This is a genomic window from Rathayibacter tritici (assembly GCF_002932875.1).
GTDB lineage: Bacteria > Actinomycetota > Actinomycetes > Actinomycetales > Microbacteriaceae > Rathayibacter > Rathayibacter tritici.
Map to the genome: position 1 here is coordinate 25,099 of NZ_PSWS01000069.1, position 17,376 is coordinate 42,474.

The window sequence follows — 17,376 nt, forward strand, 5'->3', positions numbered from 1 at the left end:
GCATGAGCACCACCGACACCGTCGTCCAGCTGTCCAACGGGCTCAGCTGCTCCGTCCCACCCGATTCACCTCTCGCGACGATGCTGCATTCGCAGCGCACCTGGATCGGCCCCGACGCGCGCACCCGCCTCGACATCCTCCGCCGCGCGAAGACCGTGGCCATCGTGGGCGCCTCACCGAACCCGGCCCGCTCCTCCTTCTTCGTGGCGACCTACCTGCAGCAGTCGAGCGACTACGAGCTGTACTTCGTGAACCCGAACGCCACCGAGATCCTCGGGCAGCCGGTCTACCGCAGCCTGGCCGAGCTCCCGGTCGTCCCCGACATCGTCGACGTGTTCCGCAGGGCGAGCGACATCCCGGCGGTGATTGACGACGTACTGGCCGTCGGCGCTCCCACGGTCTGGGTACAGCTGGGCATCTGGAACCAGGAGGCGGCCGAGTACGGCGAGTCGAAGGGCCTGACCGTCGTGATGGACCGCTGCATCAAGGTCGAACACGCCCGCTTCCACGGCGGACTGCACCTGCTCGGCTTCGACACCGGGCAGATCTCGGCGCGCAAGACGCTGCGCTGAGCCGGTCCTGCGCGAGATGCCACTTACGCGCGCCTTTCGCGGCGTGTCGTCCGCACAAGTGGCATCTCGCGGCGGGGATGTTGCCCTCCACGGTGACGAGCTGGCGGAGGGTGTGGCGGATCTCCACGAGGCCGGCCGCTCGGGCATCACCCGGTCGATCGCTGCGGGCGGGTCGCGCGTCGCCTCCCCTGCAGAGGGGCCCGAGTGGCGAGGGCCCTGGAACGGTCGTCGTCCGGGTGCCCTCGGCTGGAGTTCCGCCAGCCAGCACGTCTGAGCGACGCGCCGACAACCCGGGCGTGTCGCCCTTGTGCGCAGTGTCGCTCGGTTCGGACCCGGCCGCCTCCCCCGCGCGACGGATCCCCCTCCGCGTTCCGTGGAGGCTCTCTGGACACTGGATCCCAAGCGGGCCCGGCGGCGCCGGAGCAGGAGTAGGCCTGAAGGACACGGGAGACCCACTCCCCGATCGCGACAACGACGTCCGGCCGCTCGCGGCCATGAAGAGGTGCACGAAACGATGAGACAGTTCACCACCACCGCATCCACCACCGCACCCACCACCGCACCCGGCCCGCGATGGCCCCGGGGCCGCCTCCTGGTCGCCGGAGTCGCCTGTGGCGCTCTCGCCTTCGGGTCGCTGGCCACGGCGCCACTCGCCGTCGCAGCCCCCGCGCAGATCTCGGCGGTGTCCGTCACGGCCGCCGCCTGGCCCGTCGTCGCCCAGGGCGAGAACAGCGCCAACGTCCGTACCCTCCAGCACCTGCTGAACGCCGCAGGCCAGTCGGTCGACGCGGACGGCGTGTTCGGCTCCGGTACCGCCGCCGCGGTCACCGCGTTCCAGAGTGCCCGGGGGCTCTCGGCCGATGGCATCGTCGGTCAGCAGACCTGGTCGGCGCTGATCACGACCGACTCCTCCGGCGACTCCGGCGAAACCGTCACCGCTCTGCAGGTGCAGCTGAACAAGACCGGCGCTGGGCTCAGCGTCGACGGCGAGTTCGGAGCTGCGACGCTGGCCGCGGTGAAGGGCTTCCAATCCGCGGCCGGCCTCACGGTCGACGGGGTCGTCGGCCCGCAGACATGGCAGTCGCTCGTCGGCTCCGGTTCCGGCTCGACGCCCGACCCGGGCCAGCCCGGCGAGACGTTCGCCACCCTGAGCGACGAGCAGCTCTCCAACGTGCGCACGATCATCGCCGAGGGCAAGACCGCTGGCGTCCCCGAATACGGCTGGGTCATCGCGATCGCGACGGCGATGCAGGAGTCGCGCCTGCGCAACCTCTCCGGCGGCGATCGCGACTCCGTCGGACTGTTCCAGCAGCGTCCCTCCTCCGGCTGGGGCACCGCCGCCGAGCTGATCGACCCCGTCTCCGCGTCGCGCGCCTTCTACGGAGCCGCGAACAGCCCCACCAGCAACTCCGGCCTGCTCGACGTGCCCGGCTGGGAGTCGCTGTCGGTCACCGTTGCGGCGCAGGCCGTGCAGAAATCCGGCGTGCCGGACGCCTACGCGCAGTGGGAGACCCTGGCCCGCGAGGCCGTCGAGAGCGAGGGATGAGGATCATGACCACCGACACCGAGACCACCACCATCGAGACCGAGGGCAGCGCCCGGCCGCAGACAGCCCGCTCCCGCATCCTCGCGGTCATCACCGCCGTCCTGCTCGCCGTCGGCGTCACCGTCGGCGGGGCCACCAGTGCCCAGGCAGCCGACTGGCCCGTGCTCTCCTCCGGATCCAGCGGTGAGGACGTGACCACGGCGCAGTACCTCCTCCGTGGCTCCGGCCAGTCGCTCGCCGTAGACGGGGCCTTCGGCTCCGGCACGGCGGGGGCCGTCACCGCCTTCCAGTCGGCCAAGGGCCTTGCCGCCGACGGTGTGATCGGCGAGGCGACCTGGGGTGCGCTCACCGTCACCGTCCGCAGCGGCTCCACCGGCGACGCGGTCAGCGCGGTGCAGACCCAGCTGAACGCGAACGGCGCCTCCCTCGCGGTCGACGGCGTCTTCGGCGCCGGGACCGACTCTGCGGTGACCGGCTTCCAGAGCGGAGCCGGTCTGACGGCGGACGGCATCGTCGGACCCGCCACCTGGAAGGCTCTGATCGCCGGGACCGGCGGCGGAGGGGGCACCACTCCCCCGCCCAGCGGCGACTCCGCAGCCACAGCGCAGGCCATCCTCGACAATCCGGGCATCGAGCTCTACGAGCTGGGCGCCGACTCCGGCGCAGACGCGGCCTCGACCTCGCTCGTCAACATCCGTGACACCGCCGAGGGGAAGCCGGCCAAGACCAGCTCCGGCGGTGATGCGGGAGTCACCGAGGTGGCTCTGGACCCGGCCATGCTGAACGGGCTGCTCCGCCTGAACACGGAGTACGGCTTCGACCTCCGCGTCACCTCGATCGCGGGTGAGGATCACAGCAGCACCTCCCGCCACTACACCGGCCACGCGGTCGACATCGACCGGATCAACGGCGTGACCGTGCTGAATGGCGCCGACCACCAGGCAGTGCAGGACGCCTGCGCCGCCCTGGGTGCGACACTTACGCTCGGCCCGGGCGACCCCGACCACGACAACCACGTGCACTGCGAGTGGTGACCGCGGCGACACGCTGAGGAGGGCGGGCATCCGAGAGGGTGCCCGCCCGTCCGCCGTCCCGGGACGGGCGTACGCTCGGTGGATGAGCGCCTACGTCTCCGTCCTCGACCTGTTCAGCGTGGGGATCGGCCCGTCCAGCTCGCACACCGTCGGGCCGATGCGCGCGGCCCTCGCCCTCGCTGAGCGGATCCGTGACGCCGGCCTCCTCGGCCGCGTGAGCCGCGTGGTCTGCACCCTCTACGGCTCCCTCGGTTCCACGGGGATCGGCCACGGCACTCCGGACGCCGTGGTCGCCGGGCTCGCCGGCTTGGACCCCGAGACGTGCGATCCGGCGCTGGTGCGCGGTGCCTGGCAGCGCCTCGACGCCGAAGGAGCGATCCTCCTGGCCGGCCAGCAGCGCCTCGCGATGACGCGGGACGACGTCGCCTTCGAGCCCCGCACTCGACTGCCGGAGCACCCGAACGCGCTGACGTTCAGCGTCTGGGTCGGCGAGGACGCCCTGCCGGTGTGGGAGCAGACCTACTACTCGATCGGCGGTGGCTTCATCCGCCGAGCGGGCGAGCACGCCGAGCTGGCGGCCCTGGCTCCGCACCCCTACCCCTTCGTCTCGGGGCTCGACCTGCTTGCGATCTGCGACCGGACCCGCTCGAGCATCGCCGAGATCGCCGCCGCGAACGAGCGCGCACTGCACCCCGGGGTCGACGTCGACGCCCGCCTCGACGCGATCTGGGACGCGATGGCCGCCTGCGTCGAGCACGGCCTGGCGACCGACGGCGTCCTGCCCGGTGGCCTCGGGGTGCGCCGCCGCGCATCGGTCCTCCGCGAGCGGCTCGAGGCCTTCGAGGAGGACCCGCTCGACCGCGCCCGCGCGACCTCGGTGGAGTGGCTGCACGCCTTCGCGCTCGCGGTGAACGAGGAGAACGCCGCGGGCGGGCGCGTGGTGACGGCTCCGACGAACGGAGCCGCGGGGATCATCCCCGCCGTCGCCCACTACTACCTGCGGTTTGTGCCGGGCGCCGATCGCGCGGGCCTGCGCCGCTTCCTCCTCACCGCCACCGCGATCGGCTCGCTCTGCAAGACGAACGCGTCGATCTCAGGTGCGGAGGCGGGCTGCCAGGGCGAGGTCGGCTCGGCCTGTGCGATGGCCGCCGGGGCACTCTGCGCGGTGCTCGGTGGCACTCCTGGGCAGGTCGAGAACGCGGCCGAGATCGCGATGGAGCATCACCTCGGCCTCACCTGCGATCCGGTCGGCGGACTCGTGCAGATCCCCTGCATCGAGCGGAACGCGATCGCCTCCTCCACCGCGGTGAGCGCCGCCCGCCTTGCGCTGCACGGCGACGGCGATCACCGCGTCTCCCTCGACGCCGTGATCGAGACAATGCGTCAGACCGGCATCGACATGTCCTCGAAATACAAGGAGACGAGCGAGGGCGGTCTGGCGGTGAACGTCATCGAGTGCTGAGGCGCGCGGGCGGCGGTACCTCGACGCGAGACGGCGCGAACATGAACCCGCATGACGCGCAGGGGCACGCATGTCGGTGGTGCCGCCTAGCGTGGACGGCGTGAGCACCTCCTCCGCCCCGTATCTCGCCCGGCCGATCGTTTCGACCCAGTGGCTCGCCGACCAGCTCGGCCGTGAGCACCTCGTCGTGGTCGATGCGAGCGTCCTGCTCGTGCCCGGCTTCGACGGCCGCCTCGGCTACCTCAGCGGCGATGAGCAGTACCTCCTCGAGGGGCACGTCCCCGGCGCCGTCTTCGGCGACGTGCTCGCGCAGCTGTCCGACTCCGAGGCATCCCTCCCCTTCACGCGCCTCGACCCCGAGCGGTTCGCGGCCGCCACCGCAGCCCTCGGCATCGACGACGACTCGGTGGTCGTCGTCTACGACTCCGCGGTGGGCCAGTGGGCCTCGCGCCTGTGGTGGCTGCTGCGCGCGGCCGGGCACGATGCGGTCGCGGTGCTCGACGGGGGCCTCTCGGCCTGGCGTCGCGAGGAGCGCCCGATCGAGACCGGGCATGTCGAGCCCGCAGCGAGCGGCGGGATCACGGTCCGTGAGGAGCGCCCGCTGTGGATCGATAAGGCCGGCGTCGAGCGCGTCGTCCGCGGCGAGGCACCGGGGGCCCTGGTCTGCGCACTGCCGCCGAAGGAGTTCACCGGCGAGGAGGGGCGGCGCCCGCGCCTCGGGCACCTGCCGGGTTCGCGCAACGTCCCAGCCGGGCGCCTGGTCAATCGCGCGGACAACACTCTCCTGCCGCCGGAGCGGCTGCGGTCGCTCTTCGGCGAGAGCCTCCAGGCCGAGCGGATCGTTCTCTACTGCGCGGGCGGGATCGCGGCCACCGCCGACGCTCTCGCGCTCGCGGTGCTCGGGGTCGACACGGCGGTGGTCTACGACGGCTCGCTCAACGAGTGGGCGGCCGATCCCGAGGCGCCGCTCGTGGTCACGGCCGCGTGATGAGCTCCTCCGGGAGCCGAGTGGTCGGCAGGGCGCAGACGAAGGCCTCGCAGGAGTAAGCGGTCGGCAGGTCCTCCCGGGAGGTCCTCCCCTCGAACAGTCCGAAGCCCGCGTGCGCCCACTCCCGCGCGCCCTCGTCCGAGACGCCGACGAGGACCCCGAAACCGGCCGACCGCGCCCCGCGTACCGCCTCCGCGGCTCCGGGACCGACGACCACCAGCTGCCGCACCGGACGCGCGAGCCGCGACGCCAGCGCGAGTACGGCACCGAAACCCATCGGTTGCCGGAGTGCACCGGGCGCGATCGCGGCGACCACCGCCTCCGCCGCCTCCCGGTAGCGCTGGAACCCGGTGAGAAGGTACAGCTCGTGCGCCGCGTCCGCGGTCGCCGAGAGCCCGGAGGGGTAAGCGCCCTCCGAGGGATCCGCCGCGAGCTGCAGACCGCGCGCAGTCAGCACCGGGTCGCCTCCGCCCGGGAGCGCAAACGGCAGCGGGCCCTCGGCCGCGTCGAGCGCGCCGTCGATCAGGGTGCGCGCGGCGACCGCGAAGCGCGGCCGACCCTCGGCGAGCGCGAGCTCGAGGAAACCGCCGGCGAGCATCCCCACGTCCTCCAGCGCTGGGCGGGCGGCCGAGACCGTGCCGTCGAGGGACGCGCGAGCCACGACGCGCCTGTCGGCCATGTGCCGCTGCACCACGGCGTGGGCGGCGCGGCGGGCCGCCTCGATCCACTCCTCGCGCCCCACCATCCGCCCGGCGCGGGCGAGCGCCCGGATCGCCAGGCCATTCCAGCCGGTAACGATCTTCTCGTCGAGAGCCGGAGGCGCGAGCCGCGAGCGCTCCTCGGCCAGGTAGTAGCCGCCCTCCGAGCGCTGCCCGTCGACGACGCTCTCCGAGTCCTGGGCCGACGCGAATCCGCCGCCCGGCCGCTCGAGGGTGCTCAGGAGGAAGGCGGCGATCCCTTCCGCGATCGTGGTCAGCTCGTCGACCCGGGCGTCGGATCGCCCGAGCAGAACCGCCGCGACGTCGAGCAGCTGCGCATTGTCGTAGAGCATCCGCTCGTAGTGCGGGTCGCTCCAGTCGGCCCGAGTCGCGTAGCGGAAGAAGCCGCCGTCGCGATCGCGGAGCGCCGACGCGGCGAGCGCGAGCAGCGTGCGTTCGGCGAGCGCCGCTCCCGAGGCTCGCGAGGCCAAAAAGGCGAGCACCGGGGCGACCGGGAACTTCGGGGCGCCGCCGAAGCCGCCGTGCACGAGGTCCTCCTCCGCCGCGAGCGCATCCACTGCGGCGTCCAGCGCGGCGTCGTCTGGAAGGCCGGAGTCGCTCGGCAACGCCGCGGTCGCCTCGCGCAGTGCCGCGGCGAGTCCGCCAGCTGTCGCTTGCACCTCCTCGCGCCGCAGCCGCCACGCCTCCGAGACCGCCTCGAGCACATCGGAGAAGGCGGGCACGCCGCCGACGGCCCGCGGAGGGAAGTAGGTCCCGGCGAAGAAGGTCTCGCCGGCGGGGGTCGCGAAAACGGTCAGCGGCCAGCCCAGCTGGCGGGTGAAGGCGCTCGCGGCAGTCAGGTAGGCGGTGTCGACGTCGGGATGCTCCTCCCGGTCGACCTTCACCGCGACGACGTCGGCGTTCAGGCGCGCGGCGAGCACCGGATCCGAGAACGACTCCCGCGCCATCACATGGCACCAGTGGCAGGTGGAGTAACCGATCGAGATCAGCACCGGGACGTCTCGGCGGACCGCCTCGGCGAACGCCTCCTCGCCCCAGGGGAACCAGTCGACCGGATTGTCCGCGTGCGAGCGGAGGTAGGGGCTGACACTGGAGCGCAGACGTTCGGCCATGCGTTCCACGCTAGACGTGGGGTATGCCACAGGTCAGGGGCTTGCCGGGACCAACGGTCGCCGCGGGCTCTCGTCGCTCAGCGCTCGAAGAACCAGCCCGTCGGCCGCTCCGTGCCGCGGACGACGGTGCCGCCTCCGCCGCCTCCGCCGCTCCCGCCGCGACGGCCGAGGGCCAGGTAGGCGAGGCTTCCGACGAACGGGGCGATCACGATGAACGCCACCCAGGCGACCTTCGCGACCTTCGAGAGCCGCGGATTCGACACCACTCCCTGAATCGCGAACAGCAGCAGCACGATGTTCAGCACGACCAGCAGGGACTGCGGATTCATCGGGTGCTCCACGGGATTGTGCGCCGCGGTCGACCGGCGCCGAAGCGCCCGACCGGGCAGGACGTCCCACGACGTTTCGCGGGACAGGGCATTGTCGCACGCGGCGTAGGATGGAGGGCTCATGTCAGACGTGCTCAGCATCCGCTACCCGCCCGAACTGCCCGTGTCGGCGCGGCGCGAGGACATTGCCGCGGCAATCCGCGACCACCAGGTGGTCATCGTCGCCGGAGCCACCGGATCCGGCAAGACGACCCAGCTGCCCAAGATCTGCCTCGAGCTCGGGCGCGAGAGCATCGCGCACACCCAGCCGCGCCGCATCGCGGCCCGCACCATCGCCGAGCGTATCGCGGAGGAACTCGACGACGAGGTCGGCGGGCTGGTCGGCTATCAGGTCCGGTTCACCGATAAGGCGTCCGCGTCGACCCGGATCAAGCTGATGACGGACGGCATCCTGCTCAATGAGATGAACCACGACCGGATGCTCAGCCGGTACGACACGATCATCATCGATGAGGCGCACGAGCGCAGCCTGAACATCGACTTCCTCCTGGGCTACCTGCACCGCCTGCTGCCGCAACGACCCGACCTCAAGGTGATCATCACCTCCGCGACGATCGACCCGCAGAGCTTCGCGGCTCACTTCGCCGACGCCGCGGGCGAGCCGGCTCCGATCATCGAGGTGTCCGGCCGCACCTACCCGGTCGAGGTCCGCTACCGGCCGCTGGTCGCCGAGGAGCCGGAGGAGGACGACGACACCGACGTCCCGGACGCGACGAGCGGCAGCCGCGACCTGATGACCGGCATCACTGACGCCCTGGCCGAACTGGCCCGCGAGGATCCGGGCGACGTGCTGGTGTTCCTCTCGGGCGAGAACGAGATCCGCGACGCCGAGGACGCGATCCGCGGGCGGAACCTGCCCGGCACGGAGGTGCTCCCCCTCTACGGCCGGCTCTCCGCCGCCGATCAGCACCGCGTCTTCGAGAAGGGGCGCACCCCTGGCGTCCGGCGCCGCGTCGTCCTCGCGACCAACGTGGCGGAGACAAGCCTCACGGTCCCCGGGATCCGCTACGTGATCGACGGCGGCACGGCCCGTATCTCCCGTTACAGCGCGCGATCGAAGGTGCAGCGGCTACCGATCGAGGCCGTCTCGCAGGCGTCGGCGAATCAGCGCTCGGGCCGCTCGGGTCGCACCAGCGCGGGCATCGCGATCCGCCTCTACTCCGAGGAGGACTACCTCCGCCGCCCCGAGTACACCGACCCCGAGATCCTGCGCACGGGCCTGGCCGCCGTCATCCTGCAGATGATCTCGCTCGGCCTCGGCGACATCGCCTCGTTCCCCTTCCTCACGCCTCCCGACTCCCGCGGTATCAAGGACGGCCTCGACCTGCTCACGGAACTCGGCGCCCTCCGCACCCCCACCTCCCCCTCCCTTCCGCGAGATGCCACTTCGGTACGCGACACGCCGCAGAAGGCGTACCCAAGTGGCATCTCGCGGAAGGGGGACGAGGCGGCGGCGCCGCAGCTCACGCGGATCGGGCGGGATCTCGCGCGGCTCCCGATCGATCCGCGCTTCGGGCGGATGGTCATCGAGTCGCGCCGGCACGGCGTCAGCCGCGAGGTGATGGCGATCGTCGCGGGTCTCACGATCCAGGACGTCCGCGAGCGCCCGCTCGAGCGCCGAGCGCAGGCCGACCAGCAGCACGCGCGCTTCGTCGATCCGACCAGCGACTTCCTCACCCTCCTGAACCTCTGGAACTACCTTGAGGAGAAGCAGGACGAGCTCTCCTCCAGCGCCTTCCGCCGCCTGTGCAAGGCCGAGTACCTCAACTACCTGCGCGTGCGCGAGTGGCAGGACGTGTTCCGTCAGCTGCGCCAGCTCGCGCGTCCGCTCAAGCTCGAGCTCGGTGAGCCGAAGGTCGACCCCGACGGGATCCACCGGAGCCTGTTGGCCGGCCTGCTCTCGCACCTGGGCATCAAGGACACCACTTCGCAGCAGGCGCAGCGTGCGGCGAAGAACCGCGAGCGCCAGAACGTGCAGTACCTCGGCGCCCGCAACGCGAAGTTCTCGATCTTCCCCGGGAGCGCCCTGGCCAAGAAGCTGCCCGACGCGGTGATGAGCGCCGAGCTGGTCGAGACGAGCCGCCTCTTCGCGCGCTCGAACGCGGCGATCGACCCGGCCTGGGCTGAGGCGATCGCCGGTGACCTGGTGAAGCGGCAGTTCAGCGAGCCGCACTGGGAGAAGTCGCAGGGCGCGGCCGTCGCCTACGAGAAGGTCACGCTCTACGGAGTGCCGATCATCGCGCGCCGCCGCGTCCAGTTCTCGCGAATCGACGCCTCCTACGCCCGGGAGCTGTTCATCCGACACGCCCTCGTCGACGGCGAATGGGAGTCACGGCACGCGTTCGACAAGAAGAACCGGGCCCTGCGCGCCGAACTCGAGCGCCTCGAGGAGCGCACCCGCCGCCGCGACCTGCTCGTCGACGACGAGGCGGTCTTCGACTTCTACGACCGCCGCCTCCCGCGCGACATCACCTCCGTGCGCTCCTTCGACTCCTGGTGGCGCACTACTCAGCACGACGAGCCCGACCTGCTGACGATGACGCAGGAGACTCTGCTGCCCGAGGACGCGGAGCAGGTCGATGAGACCGCGTTCCCGACCCAGTGGCGCCAGGCCGACCAGCGCCTACGGCTCTCGTACCGGTTCGAGCCGGGGACGGAGGAGGACGGAGTGACGGTGCACGTGCCGCTCGCGCTGCTGCCGCGCGTCACTCCGCTCGGCTTCGACTGGCTGGTGCCGGGGCTCCGCGCCGAGCTGGTGACCGCGATGATCAAGGCGCTGCCCAAGCACCTGCGCCGGAATGTTGTGCCCGCGAACGACTGGGCGCGGAAGCTCACCGCCGCCCTCCCGCACGACGTGCCGAATCCGCCGACGGAGTCGTTCGCCGCGACCCTCGCCGGAGCGATCCGCCGCGAGGCCGGAGTGGTAGTGCAGCCCGAGGACTTCGACCTCGAGCGGATCCCCTCGCACCTGCGCGTCACCTTCGCGGTCGCCGACGAGCGGGGGCGCACGATCGCCGCCGGCAAGGAGCTCGCCCCGCTGGCCGAACGGCTGCGCGGCCGGGTGCGCGACGAGGTCGCGCGCGTCGTCGAGGCCCGCGTGCCCGACGCGCTCGAGCGCCGGGGACTGAAGACGTGGGACATGCCGGAGCTGCCCCGCGTCACCGACACCCGGCAGGGCGGAAACACGATCCGCGCCTACCCGGCCCTGATCGACGACGGCGACTCGGTGTCCATCCGCCTGCTCGCCACCGCCGAGGACCAGGCGCGCGAGCACCCTCGAGGCGTCCGCCGCCTCCTCCTGCTCGCGACGCCGAGCCCCGTCGCCTACGTGCAGCAGCACCTCACCTCGAACGAGAAGCTCGTGCTCGCGCAGAGCCCGTACCAGAACACCACAGCGCTCTTCAGCGACTGCTTGCTCGCCTGCGTCGACGCGGTGCTCTGGCGGATGAAGCCCGACGGCATGCTCTTCCTGCGCGCCGAGTTCGATGCCGTGCGCGACCGCGTCTCGGCGAGCGTGATGGATGCGATGTTCGAGACCGTGAAGACCGTCACTACGATCCTGACCACCGCCCGCGGCGTCGAGAAGGCGCTCAAGGCCTCGACGAGCATGGCGCTCCTGCCTGCGCTCACCGACGCGCGCGAGCAGCTCTCGGGCCTGGTCTACCCCGGCTTCGTCTCGGCGACCGGAGTGGAGCGGCTGCGGCACCTCCCGCGCTACCTCGCGGCGATCACCGAGCGCTTCGGCAAGATCGCCGAGAACGTGGGCCGCGACCGCATCTGGCTGAACGAGGTGCAGGCCGCGCAGGAGCTCTACCGCTCCGCCGGCGGCGGCGTACCGCTGCCCGCGCACGCCCCTGAGCGGATCGAGCGCGCCCGCTGGCTCCTGGAGGAGCTGCGGGTGAGTTTCTTCGCGCAGTCGCTCGGCACCGCCGAGAGCGCCTCTCTCCAACGCATCCGCAAAGTCCTGACCCCCTGACCCCCTCTCCTCCGCCGAGGGAACCCCGACCCGTCGAGGGAGCCCCCTGAAGCAGGCTCCCTCGACCGCCCGGGGTTCCCTCGAGGGGCGCTAGGGTCGTCCGGTGGGCAGCTACACCGATCTTGTGAAGACCCCCGGGGTGGGGCGCATCATCCTCGCGCAGCTGACCGCGCGCTTCCCGTTCGGGATGCTCTCGCTCGCGTTCCTCCTGCACGTGGAGCGGGTGCACCACTCGTATGCGGCCGCCGGCCTGGTGCTCGGCTCGATGTCGATCGGGCAGGCGATCGCGGGGCCGCTGACCAGCCGCCTGATGGGTCGGCTCGGGATGCGCCGCGTGCTCACGATCACCCTCGTGGTCTGCGCGAGCGCGATCATCGCGATGGCCGTGCTGCCGCTCGAGGTGTGGCAGTTCGTGGTGATCGGCTTCATCGCGGGCCTCAGCATGCCACCCGTGCAGCCGGCCGTGCGGACCATCTACCCCAAGATGGTGACCAGCTCGCAGCTCACTCCGCTCTTCTCGCTCGACGCCTCCGCCCAGGAGATCATCTGGGTGCTCGGCCCGGTGTTGGCCACCGTCATCTCGATCCAGGTGTCGACGGTCGCGGGCATCCTGACCGCCGCCGCGTTCCTGATCGGCGGCGGCATCTGGTTCATCGCCTCGCCCGAGGTGGGTCGCGTGCGCATTCCGCGCTCCAAGCGCCGCCTCGGAGTGGTGCTGACCAAGCCCCCGGTGCTGCTGGCGACGATCGTCGGCTTCCTCCTGATCGGCGCCTGCTCGGCTGTGGAGGCGGGCGTCGTCGCGGTCTTCGGCGAGGGCGGAGTCGAATCCGGCGTCGTGCTCGCGGTGTTCGCGGCGGGCTCCCTGGCCGGCGGACTCGCCCTCGGCCACATTCCGATCAGCCGGTGGGCGACGGCGCGGCGGATGCTGATCGTCACGGTCGGCATGGGCCTGGCGGCCGTCTCGACCGACTTCTGGTGGCTCTGCGTCACCCTCTTCCTCGCCGGCATCGGCATCGCCCCCGCTCTCGCGGCCCTGTTCGCGATCACCGCCTCCAGCGTGCGCTTCTCGGACACCGCGGAGGCCTACGGCTGGGTCGGCACGGGTCAGCTGATCGGGGCCGCGCTCGGCTCCGCCATCGCCGGGGTGCAGATCGACCAGGCCGGTCCAACCGCCGCGATCCTCGTCGCCGCCGCGTTCGCGCTGGTCGGCTTCCTGGTGCCGCTGCTCGGCCGCCGCTACCACCCGGACCTGCGCGGACGTGACGCCAGCCCCCTTCCCGACACGGAACCCGTCACCCTCCCCTCGTAGGGCGACATCCCGTTGTCCGCCATCCGTGGGCCCCCTAGTGTGGGGCCCCACGGCTCGGGAGGACGATGGCATGGGGCTGCGGGAGGACGCGGAAGAACTGGTGCGCGAGCACCGTCGCTCCGCTGCCCGCACCGACCTGCTCGACCCGTGGTCAGACCCCGAGAGCCCTGAGTGGTGCACCGAGCTCGCCGCCGCTCTCTGGCAGGGCTCGTTCCGGCCCAGTCCCGTCTATTTCCGCCGTGAGCAGTCCGCGCACGCCTTCCGCGGCCCGCACTCGATGCGTCTGCACCACCTCGGCTATGGCTGGCAACTCACCGCGCACCGGGAGCAGCACGGTGTGCTCGCCTCCGAGACAGCCGTCGTCCTCGAGACCGGCTCCCTCTGGCGCGGTCTCGGCGTCGGGCACCGCCCGGTGCGCGCACGTCGCGGCCGAGCCGGGGTCGAGGGTCTGCAGGCGGGTCACGACGTGCACTTCGCCGTGCGCGGCATCATCGAGCGGAGCGACGTGGCGCGTGCCGAGCGGCGCCTCCTCTTCGGGGTGGCCGGTCTCGCGGCGCTGATCGAGGACGGTGTGCGCGTCGGAGCGCACGGCGAGCTCGCCTGGAACGTGTGAGCCCACGTGTCAGCATGGGGGCATGAGCGTCCCCCTGATCCCCCTCAACGACGGCCGCGCGATCCCTCAGCTCGGGCTCGGCGTCTACAAGATCGGCGACGAGGAGGCGGCCCGCACGGTCGCCCTCGCCCTGGAGGCCGGCTACCGCCACGTCGATACCGCGACGCTCTACGGCAACGAGCGCGGCGTCGGCGCGGGTATCCGGGCGAGCGGCCTCCCCCGCGAGCAGGTCTTCGTCACCACGAAGGTCTGGAACGATGACCACGGGTTCGACGAGACTCTCGCCGCCTTCGACCGCAGCCTCGAGCTGCTGGGTACCGACTACGTCGACCTCTACCTCGTGCACTGGCCGATCCCCTCTCGAGACCGCTACGTCGACACCTACCGCGCGCTCGAGCGCCTGCAGAGCGAGGGGCGGGCCCGCTCGATCGGCGTGTCGAACTTCGCCGAGGAGCACGTGCAGCGCCTGCTCGAGGAGACCGGCGTCGTGCCCGCGATCAATCAGGTGGAGTTGCACCCGAGGCTGCCGCAGGAGGAGCTGCGCGCCTTCGACACCGCCCACGGCATCGTCACCGAATCCTGGTCCCCTCTGGCCCGGGGGCGGCTGCTCGGCGAGCCCGCGCTCGCGCGCGTGGCGGCGAAGCACGGCGTCTCGCCGGCGCAGGCGGTCCTGCGCTGGCACGTGCAGCTCGGCGTCGTGGTGATCCCGAAGTCGGTGACTCCGGAGCGGATTCGCGAGAACCTCGACGTCTTCGACTTCACTCTCGACGAGGAGGATCTCGCGGTGATCGCGGGACTCGCGACCGGCGAGCGCACCGGCCGCGACCCTCGGTTCGATTGAGGCTCTAGAGACGATGCCGGCGGGCAGCGCCGCGGCACGGCTCCTACCGACGTGACGCCTACGCCGACGACGCCCTCGTGCGAGGGCCGTTCGACCTCGTCGTCGGCCACTCGCTCGGCGGAGCGGTCGCGGTGCGTGCCGCTGCCCGCGACCGCGGCTGGGCGCGGCGCCTGGCGCGACAACCCCACTGCGACCCTCGCGATGCTCCGCGAGTGGGCCGAGAGCCCGGCGACGGTGTGAGCGCAGACGCCGTGTTTCGAGCGGATGAAATCTGGCAGGGAGGGACTGGGCGGATCTCCTTCCTGTGAATACCCTCGCAGAAGACGCGATTTTCTCCCAGTCTTCAGGGAGGAACCCGTCCGGACCGCCGACGCGGCGGCCCGTTCTCGAGGAGAGGGAGCCCCAGTGGCGCGAACCACCACGAACACCCCGAGCGGCCGTCGACGCCGCTCACTGATCGGCTCGAGCGCGATGATCGGTGCGGGCGCCCTCGTCGCCGGTCTCGCCTTCGCCCCGGCGGCGAACGCCGTCGAGCCGGTCGCCTTCGCCGACACCGTGACGGTCGACGGCATCATGACCCACCTGGAGGCGCTCCAGGCCATCGCGGACGCCAACGGCGGCACCCGGGCGATCGGCACTCCGGGCTACGAGCTGAGCGGGGAGTACGTCGAAGCGGTCCTCGCATCCGCCGGTTACACCACGACCCGCCAGGACTTCACCACCTCGACCCAGACGATCGATGCCTTCACGCTGACCACCGGCACCGGCGCCGTCGGCACCCCGATGGAGTTTACTCCGTCGACACCCGAGGGCGGCGTGACCGGCGAACTGATCGCACCCGTCGATCCGCTGGGCTGCAGCGCCGATGCCTGGACCGGACTCGACGCCACCGGCAAGGTCGCGCTTGTCAGTCGCGGCTCCTGCAGCTTCCTCGAGAAGTCGATCGCCGCCGGTGCCGCGGGCGCCTCGGCGATCCTGATCTACGACAACGCCCCGAGCGATGCCCTCAACGGCACCTTCGGCGCACAGGACGAGGCCGCGGTCCCCGGCGTCGGACTCACCCAGGCCGAGGGCCAGGCGCTCCTGGCCGCCCTGCCCGCCAGCGTCTCGGTGCTGATCGAGCAGACCACCACCGAGGTGGCGACCTTCAACATCGTCACCGAGACCCCGGGTGGCGACCACGACAACGTGGTCATGCTCGGCGCGCACCTCGACAGCGTGCCCGCCGGCCCCGGCATCAACGACAACGGCTCCGGATCCGCGACGCTGCTCGAGACGGCCGTGCAGCTGGCCGCCGCGGGCGAGACCACCAACGCGGTCCGCTTCGCCTGGTGGGGCGCCGAGGAGGTGGGCCTGGTCGGCTCGTACACCTACGTCGACTCCCTGTCGGAGGAGGACGCCTCGACGATCGCGACCTACATGAACTTCGACATGGTCGCCTCGCCGAACTACGTGATTTCCGTGTACGACGCGAATGAGTCCACCTACGAGGCTCCCGTGGAGGTGCCGGCCGGCTCGATCGCGACCGAGAAGGCATTCACCGACTACTTCGACTCGATCGACCAGCCCTGGATCGACACCGCCTTCGACGGTCGTAGCGACTACGACGGCTTCATCTCGGTGGGCATCCCGTCCTCGGGAGTCTTCACCGGCGCCGACGACGTCAAGACGGAGGAGGAGGTCGCGCTGTTCGGCGGTACCGCCGGCATCACGCACGACCCGAACTACCACTCCGCCGCCGATGACATCGACAACATCAATCAGGAGGCGCTGGGCATCACGTCCAAGGCCATCGCGTTCGTGACCGCCTCGTTCGCCGCGGACACCTCCGCGATCGACGCCGAGAAGAACCCGACCACGCCGACTCCGGAGCCCAGCGCGACTCCGACCGCCGGGCCGCCCGTCCCCCCGATCGCGGAGCCGACCGTCCCCCCGACGACCGCTCCCACCACCGCGCCGACGAACGCTCCGACGAACGCTCCAACCCCGGGCAGCACGCCGGCGCCGGTCGCCCCGCACCCCGGCGGACGCCCGCCCCTGGCCTCGACCGGAGCCGACATCGGGCTGCCGCTGGGCCTCGGCGCCCTGCTGGTCGCCGGCGGCATCGGCGGGCTCCTGCTCGCCGCGCTGCGCCGCCAGCGCGCCGAGCGCGGCTAGCCGCCACCCCGGAGCCGTCCGGCCGTCGCCCTGCGCGACGTCCGGGCGGCTCCGTCGTTCCCGCCGCCTCTGCTTCCCAGACGCTCACGAACGGAAGGACTCCCTCATCGTTCCCGATCTCATCGTCCTCAATGGCGGCTCCAGCTCGGGCAAGACCACGATCGCCCGCTGCCTGCAGACGCTCCTCCCCGACCCCTGGCTCCGCTTCTCCATCGACGATCTGATCGACGCGCTTCCGCCGAACCTCGACGGTCGGGACGATGCCGGAGTGTCCTACGCAGAGGACGGAGAGGTCGAGCTCGGCGAGGACTTCCGTCAGCTCGAGGCCGCGTGGCTTGCCGGTCTCGTCGCCGTGGTCCGCTCCGGAACCCAGATCGTGCTTGACGACGTCTTCCTGGATTCGAGCGTCTCGCAAGCACGGCTGCGCAGCCATCTGGAGGGACTGACCGTGTTCTGGGTCGGCGTGCGCTGCCGCGCCGACGTAGCGACCGCCCGAGAGGCGACCCGCCGCGACCGAACCCCCGGCATGGCCGCCCACCAGGCCGAGCGGGTCCACCTCGGCGTCCACTACAACCTCCAGGTCCACTCCGACGACCACTCCCCCCTCACCTGCGCCCGCCGCATAGCGGCGGGCGCAGGTGAGGGGGGAGTGGTCGTC

Annotated in this window: 13 protein-coding genes; 11 read left to right on the top strand and 2 right to left on the bottom strand. The window is 71.6% G+C overall.

Annotated elements, in window-relative coordinates:
• Positions 1-2: 2 nt before the first annotated feature.
• The 5 genes from C5D07_RS13885 (at position 3) to C5D07_RS13905 (ending at position 5,602) form a co-directional block, all read left to right on the top strand.
• Positions 3-572 (top strand): CoA-binding protein, encoded by a 570-nt coding sequence (locus C5D07_RS13885; protein ID WP_068251914.1) that lies wholly within the window; start codon positions 3-5, stop codon positions 570-572.
• Between the two features lie 514 nt (positions 573-1,086).
• Positions 1,087-2,118: a peptidoglycan-binding domain-containing protein gene (locus C5D07_RS13890; RefSeq protein WP_104259579.1), complete on the top strand. Its 1,032-nt coding sequence runs from the start codon at positions 1,087-1,089 to the stop codon at positions 2,116-2,118.
• A gap of 5 nt (positions 2,119-2,123) precedes the next feature.
• On the top strand, positions 2,124-3,152 hold the full coding sequence (locus C5D07_RS13895) for a peptidoglycan-binding protein (protein WP_104259580.1): 1,029 nt from the start codon (positions 2,124-2,126) through the stop codon (positions 3,150-3,152).
• An 82-nt stretch (positions 3,153-3,234) separates the two neighbouring features.
• The gene (locus C5D07_RS13900; protein WP_068251911.1) at positions 3,235-4,614 is read left to right on the top strand and encodes an L-serine ammonia-lyase; all 1,380 of its coding nucleotides are present in this window, start codon (positions 3,235-3,237) and stop codon (positions 4,612-4,614) included.
• Between the two features lie 100 nt (positions 4,615-4,714).
• The gene (locus tag C5D07_RS13905) at positions 4,715-5,602 is read left to right on the top strand and encodes a sulfurtransferase (protein WP_167542342.1); all 888 of its coding nucleotides are present in this window, start codon (positions 4,715-4,717) and stop codon (positions 5,600-5,602) included.
• Here C5D07_RS13905 and C5D07_RS13910 read toward each other — a convergent pair.
• Both C5D07_RS13910 and C5D07_RS15835 read right to left on the bottom strand, forming a co-directional pair.
• Positions 5,589-7,433 carry a thioredoxin domain-containing protein gene (locus C5D07_RS13910; RefSeq protein WP_104259581.1) on the bottom strand — a complete coding sequence of 615 codons (1,845 nt, stop codon included), beginning with the start codon at positions 7,431-7,433 and terminating at the stop codon, positions 5,589-5,591. The genes C5D07_RS13905 and C5D07_RS13910 overlap by 14 nt on opposite strands.
• Before the next feature lie 77 nt (positions 7,434-7,510).
• Positions 7,511-7,762: a PLDc N-terminal domain-containing protein gene (locus tag C5D07_RS15835; RefSeq protein WP_068251902.1), complete on the bottom strand. Its 252-nt coding sequence runs from the start codon at positions 7,760-7,762 to the stop codon at positions 7,511-7,513.
• A gap of 121 nt (positions 7,763-7,883) precedes the next feature.
• On the opposite strand from C5D07_RS15835, the gene hrpA reads away from it, so the two are divergent.
• The 6 genes from hrpA to C5D07_RS13950 form a co-directional block, all read left to right on the top strand.
• A complete protein-coding gene (hrpA, locus tag C5D07_RS13920) occupies positions 7,884-11,798 on the top strand; it encodes an ATP-dependent RNA helicase HrpA (protein WP_104259582.1) in 3,915 nt (1,304 codons plus the stop codon).
• Positions 11,799-11,901: 103 nt separating this feature from the next.
• Positions 11,902-13,107 (top strand): MFS transporter, encoded by a 1,206-nt coding sequence (locus C5D07_RS13925; protein WP_068254804.1) that lies wholly within the window; start codon positions 11,902-11,904, stop codon positions 13,105-13,107.
• A 70-nt stretch (positions 13,108-13,177) separates the two neighbouring features.
• On the top strand, positions 13,178-13,720 hold the full coding sequence (locus tag C5D07_RS13930) for a hypothetical protein (protein ID WP_068254807.1): 543 nt from the start codon (positions 13,178-13,180) through the stop codon (positions 13,718-13,720).
• A gap of 22 nt (positions 13,721-13,742) precedes the next feature.
• Entirely contained in the window at positions 13,743-14,561 is an 819-nt protein-coding gene (locus tag C5D07_RS13935; RefSeq protein WP_068254812.1) for an aldo/keto reductase, read from the top strand.
• 405 nt (positions 14,562-14,966) lie between these two features.
• Complete coding sequence (locus C5D07_RS13940) at positions 14,967-16,718, top strand: M28 family peptidase (protein WP_249028240.1); 1,752 nt, start codon at positions 14,967-14,969, stop codon at positions 16,716-16,718.
• A gap of 121 nt (positions 16,719-16,839) precedes the next feature.
• Positions 16,840-17,376, top strand: a 537-nt coding sequence (locus C5D07_RS13950) for a chloramphenicol phosphotransferase CPT family protein (RefSeq protein ID WP_282956661.1), incomplete at its 3' end; no start/stop codon positions are given.